General features: G+C 69.1%; 5 protein-coding genes. 4 read left to right on the forward strand and 1 reads right to left on the reverse strand.

All coding sequences use genetic code 11. From position 1 onward, the window contains the following. Positions 1-754, reverse strand: a 754-nt coding sequence (locus ABD134_RS13805) for a hypothetical protein (RefSeq protein WP_344230368.1), incomplete at its 3' end; no start/stop codon positions are given. Between the two features lie 93 nt (positions 755-847). Here ABD134_RS13805 and ABD134_RS13810 point away from each other — a divergent pair. The 4 genes from ABD134_RS13810 to ABD134_RS13825 are packed head-to-tail and all read left to right on the forward strand — an operon-like array spanning position 848 to position 4,639. Beyond that, positions 848-1,276 carry an NUDIX hydrolase gene (locus ABD134_RS13810; protein WP_344230370.1) on the forward strand — a complete coding sequence of 143 codons (429 nt, stop codon included), beginning with the start codon at positions 848-850 and terminating at the stop codon, positions 1,274-1,276. Next, complete coding sequence (locus ABD134_RS13815; protein WP_344230372.1) at positions 1,273-2,457, forward strand: type 2 periplasmic-binding domain-containing protein; 1,185 nt, start codon at positions 1,273-1,275, stop codon at positions 2,455-2,457. The genes ABD134_RS13810 and ABD134_RS13815 overlap by 4 nt, the downstream gene beginning before the upstream one ends. 57 nt (positions 2,458-2,514) lie before the next feature. Beyond that, positions 2,515-3,747, forward strand: coding sequence for a pyridoxal phosphate-dependent aminotransferase (locus ABD134_RS13820; protein WP_344230374.1), 1,233 nt, complete (start codon positions 2,515-2,517; stop codon positions 3,745-3,747). Between the two features lie 10 nt (positions 3,748-3,757). Continuing rightward, positions 3,758-4,639, forward strand: coding sequence for a PPK2 family polyphosphate kinase (locus tag ABD134_RS13825; protein ID WP_378108300.1), 882 nt, complete (start codon positions 3,758-3,760; stop codon positions 4,637-4,639). Positions 4,640-4,686: the final 47 nt, after the last annotated feature.

The raw sequence follows: 4,686 nt of genomic DNA on the forward strand, positions 1-4,686 counted from the left end.
CGCCCTTCAGCATCCACATGGCGGCCCGCACTGCGCGATTGGCCTGCCCGGCGAGGACCTCGTCGGCGACCTCGGCTGACCGCTCCGGCTGGTGGCCCATCAGGTGGACATGGGCCAGGAACATCCGCGTGGACGCCAACGACTCCGGGGGCACCGGCACGCCGGCCGCCACCCGGGCGTCGAGGATCTCGAGGCACTCCTCCAGCAGGTCGACGGCGGGATCGAATCGGCCGTCCTCGACGTGCCGGACCGCCAGGGCCACCAGCACGTCCGGCAGCACGGTATCCACGGAGTGGGCGGACCGGGTCCGCTCATCCTCGAGGACGCCTTCCAGCACGGTGGCCTCGAATGATTCGGGCTCACGGATCAACATGGTGCCGAGCTCGGATTCCAACCGCGCCTGGTGCGGATAGCCGGCATCGGCCAGGATCTGGGCGCGGTCTGCGATGTGACGGGTCGCAGCGGTGTGGTCCCCGGTCAGCGCGGCCACGGACGCCAAGGCGCGGTACAGGCTGGCGCGGTTGACCGGGTCGTGCCCGCCGGGGGCCGTCAGGCCGGTCTCGGCCGCACGGGCCGCACGGGCCAGGTCCTCGGCGTAGGCGGCCTCGTAGGAGACATCCAGCCAGCCGCGGGCCGTGTCCGGCTCACCCTGGGGTCCCCCCGTCAGCGAACGGCGGGCCAGGATCGCGTTCAGGCGGGCCGTGAGGTCCTCCGGCAGCTCCGGCGTCGGCTCAGCGCCGTCGTGCTCGGTCATCCCAGCCCTTCGTGATCCCATGTCGTTCCTGTGTGCTCTGCAACCCATCCAGTATTCCAGATGCGCTCATCCCCAACATCTAGACTGATGAGCATGGATTTCGACAGCCGGGTCGGCGCCTACGGCGTCGTCATCCGTGACCGTGCACTGCTGCTGAGCTTATGGGAGGGGCCCACCGAGAACATCTGGACGTTGCCCGGCGGCCAGGTCGAGTTGGGAGAGCAGCCGAATGAGGCCTGTGTGCGGGAGATCCTGGAGGAGACCGGCTACCAGGCGGAGCTGGGTGACCTGCTCGGCGTCACCAGCCGCACCATCGAGGGCGGCCACCGCATCTCCCGCCCGGGACGCCCCCTGTTGACCGTCCAGGTCCTGTATCGGGCCACCATCCTCTCGGGTGAATTGCGTCCGGAGGTGGACGGATCGTCCATCGACGCCGCCTGGATCCCCCTTGAGGAACTGCACCGCCACCGCACCTCGCCGACCGTGCACCGTGCCCTCGAGCTCGCCGGGGTCAGCCGATGAGGGCGGAGAAGGCCGACTCCCCGGCGCGTCTGGCCCGTTCGTCTCGTCGCCTGCCCCTCCGCTCGGTCACCCAGCGCGCCGGCGGCCTGATCGCGGCCACCGCGCTGACGGCTGGCGTCCTGTCCGGTTGCACGCCCAACCCCGGCCATGACGACCCGACGGCCGAGGGCACCCCCGCGGCCACGGCTTCGCCGACGCAGACACCGGTCTCCGTCATCACCGGGACCCGTCCGGAGGAACAGCTGCTCGCCGTGGTGCTGGCGCGCCACCTCGAGAACAAGGGTATCCCCGCCACCGTGGGGGAGCCGTCCGCCGAACCCTGGGGCGCGGCCGGGGAACAGCAGGTCGCCGTGGTGGACACCCTCGCCATGGCCACCCACCTCGTCCCTGAGCTGCTCGCCGGGGACATCCCGACGCCGTCCCCCTCGCCTTCGGCATCCGGCTCCCCGTCCGCGGGCGGCCCCAGCGCCGGGGCGAGCGCGACTGCGTCACCCAGCGCGTCGCCGTCGGACCCGGCCCCAGCCTCGCCGACCGGTCACCCGACCGCCACGGGCTCGCCCACGCCCCTGCCCGAGGGGCGCCCCGCGGCAGATGCCCAGGGCACCACCGCCATGGTCTCCGACTACTTTCCGGAGGGCACCGAGGTGATCGGAGCGTCCTCGGGCACCATGCGGCTGCAGGCGGTCACCACCACGGCACTGTCCGGACTGTACGAGATGGAGGACCTGGCCGACCTGAATGGCCTCTGCGACCGGATGCTGTTCGCCCCGGCGTCCGCCGCGGCCGTGCACGGCGAACGGCTGGACGTGCTGGCCGGCTGCGAACCGGCCGAGTGGATCGAGGAGGGGGACGCCGGACCCGCTGCGGACCTGGTGACCGGTCGGGCCGACGTCGCGCTGCTGTACGGGACTGACCCGGCGATCGCCGATCACGCCCTTGAACCCCTCGGGGATGCAGGCCGGGTTCTTCCGGAAGGGCGCGTTCTCATGGTCGCCGAGCCTGACGTCCTGCCCGAGGGGGTATCGGACGCGGTGAACGAGGTTGCCGGGGAACTCGACGGCGAGATGCTGGTCGAACTCCAGCGGCTCGCCACCGGACCAGACCACCTCACGGGCGAGGAGGCCGCCCAGTACTGGCTCGTGTCCGCCGGACTCGAGGAGACCCCCGAGAACTGGTTCTGACCGGACCTCCGCCGTCACTCCCGGGATCCGCCGGCCCGCGGTTCTAGGATGGAGCCCATGGCAAAGACACGGACCGGTCAGATCAAACAGTCGTCGAAGCTCCTCAACGTGCGCTATGACGTGCGCGGACCGATCCTGGAGGAGGCTCAGCGCATGGAGGCGGCCGGCCACCGCATCATGAAGCTGAACATCGGCAATCCCGCCCCGTTCGGCTTCGAGGCCCCGGACGCCATCCTCAAGGACATGGTCTCCCACCTGCCCCACGCGCAGGGCTACTCCGACTCCCGGGGCATCTACTCGGCCCGGACCGCGGTCAGCCAGTACTACCAGTCCCGCGGGATCATGGGCATCGATGTGGAGGACGTCTTCATCGGCAACGGCGTCTCCGAGTTGATCTCGATGGTGCTGCAGGCGCTGGTGGACGACGGTGACGAGGTGCTCATCCCCGCCCCGGACTACCCGTTGTGGACAGGTGCCACCACTCTCTCGGGTGGCAGCGCGGTGCACTACCGCTGCGTGGAGGAAGAGGGCTGGTCCCCGGACCTCGAGGACATCGAGTCCAAGGTGACGGACCGGACGAAGGCCATCGTCATCATCAACCCGAACAACCCCACCGGGGCGGTCTACTCCCGCCAAGTGCTCAATGGGATCGTGGACATCGCCCGCCGGCACAACCTGGTGCTGATGAGTGACGAGATCTACGAGAAGATCCTGTACGACGGCGCCCGTCACATCAACGTTGCCGGACTGTCCGATGACGTCGTGACGTTGACCTTCTCTGGATTGTCCAAGGCCTACCGGGTGGCGGGATTCCGCTCCGGCTGGGTGGCCATCTCCGGGCCGAAGCACCGGGCCGCCGACTTCCTCGAGGGCCTGACCCTGCTCGCCAACATGCGTATGTGCGCCAATGTCCCGGCCCAGCACGCCATCCAGACCGCCCTGGGCGGCTACCAGTCCGTCAATGACCTCATCCTGCCGGGCGGACGGCTGCTGGAACAGCGCAACCTGGCGCAGAAGCTGCTCTCCGAGATCCCCGGAGTGAGCGTGCAGCCGGCTCAGGGCGCCCTGTACCTGTTCCCGCGGCTGGACCCGGAGGTCTACCGGATCGAGGACGACGAGAAGTTCGTCATCGAGCTGTTGCGGGCCCAGAAGATCCTGGTCTCCCACGGCCGTGCCTTCAACTGGCCGGACACCGACCACTTCCGCCTCGTCACGCTGCCGAACGTGCGGGACCTGGAGGAGGGCATCAGCCGCATCGCCGATTTCCTGGAGGACTATCGTGAGCGCTAAACGGCACGTGATGGAGTTCCACGCGGACCCGTGGCATGCACTGCGGGCCCGCTGCACACCCGGGACACCCAGGGAGCCCCGGGGGCCGCTGGATGTGGATCCGGACACCAAGCCGGGCTACCTCGGCGGCAAGGCCGAGGGCGAGGCCACCCTCGAGGCCCGCGCCGAACGGCTGGCGAAACTCCAAGAGCTGCTCTACGCCAACGGCGTGGCCGGCACGCTGGACGAGCACGGGCGGGGCCGCTCCCTGCTGCTGGTGGTCCAGGCGATGGACACCGCCGGCAAGGGCGGGATCATGCGGCACGTGATCGGTGCCATGGATCCCCAGGGCGTGGAGGACGCGGCCTTCAAGGCGCCCACCGAGGAGGAGCAGGAGCATCACTTCCTCTGGCGCATCCGCCCGCACGTCCCGCAGGACGGCTATGTGGGCGTCTGGGACCGGTCCCACTACGAGGATGTGCTGATCCACCGGGTCCGCGGGCTGGCTTCGATGGACGAGATCGAGCAGCGCTACGCGGACATCCGCACGTTCGAACAGGAACTGGTGGCGGGTGGCACCCGCATCATCAAGGTGATGCTGCACCTGTCCAAGGACGAGCAGAAGGAGCGCCTGGCCGAACGGCTGGAGCGCCCGGACAAGTACTGGAAGTACAGTCCCACGGACGTGGATGAACGCGCCTATTGGGACGAGTACATGGACGCCTACCGGGCTGCCATCGCCGAGACGGACACGGATGACGCCCCCTGGTACATCGTCCCGGCCAACCGCAAGTGGTACTCCCGGATTGCCGTCCAGGAGTTGATGATCAAGGTGCTGGAGGACATGGATCTCGACTGGCCGCCAGCTGATTTCGACGTGGTGGCTGAGCAGAAGCGTCTCGCAGCCAGCTGATATCCCGTTGCCAGCCAGCTGCAGTGGTGGCATGCAGACGGGCCGGG

It is taken from the genome of Citricoccus alkalitolerans (genome assembly GCF_039528175.1).
Lineage (GTDB): Bacteria > Actinomycetota > Actinomycetes > Actinomycetales > Micrococcaceae > Citricoccus > Citricoccus alkalitolerans.

Bases quoted from the DNA above. Each gene is read 5' to 3' on its own strand.
- ABD134_RS13810 (WP_344230370.1), top strand. From the start codon at position 848: ATGGATTTCGACAGCCGGGTCGGCGCCTACGGCGTCGTCATCCGTGAC.
- ABD134_RS13815 (WP_344230372.1), top strand. From the start codon at position 1,273: ATGAGGGCGGAGAAGGCCGACTCCCCGGCGCGTCTGGCCCGTTCGTCT.
- ABD134_RS13820 (WP_344230374.1), top strand. From the start codon at position 2,515: ATGGCAAAGACACGGACCGGTCAGATCAAACAGTCGTCGAAGCTCCTC.
- ABD134_RS13825 (WP_378108300.1), top strand. From the start codon at position 3,758: ATGGAGTTCCACGCGGACCCGTGGCATGCACTGCGGGCCCGCTGCACA.